Source organism: Desulfocurvus sp. DL1XJH-121 (assembly GCF_054819825.1).
The window spans coordinates 1-232 of the sequence record NZ_JBTVWW010000222.1 but is presented as its reverse complement, the minus strand read 5'-3'; the positions used below and the strand labels follow the sequence as shown (position 1 = coordinate 232).

Below are 232 nucleotides of genomic sequence, written 5' to 3'. Positions count from 1 at the left end.
CTGCTGATCGTGGTGTTTTTGCCGAACGTGGTGATGGCGTGGAAATTCGGCTGGCAGGGCGGCGTGCTGTCCGGCCTGCTCGGCAGCATGATGATCACCCTCGCGCGGCAGGTCGGCGTGGGGTTCGGCAATCTGGTCGAGCTGGAAATCTTTCTGGCGACCCAGGCGCTGCTCGGCATCGGTCTGGGCATCGCCATCAGCCGTCAGCAGCACCTGGCGCAAAACCTGCACC

Annotated in this window: 1 protein-coding gene; it reads left to right on the top strand. The window is 64.2% G+C overall.

Going from position 1 to position 232, the window contains the following annotated elements; all coding sequences use genetic code 11:
* The coding region (locus ACYYG1_RS17950; RefSeq protein WP_461211688.1) for an MASE1 domain-containing protein at positions 1-232 on the top strand (232 nt) is incomplete at both ends.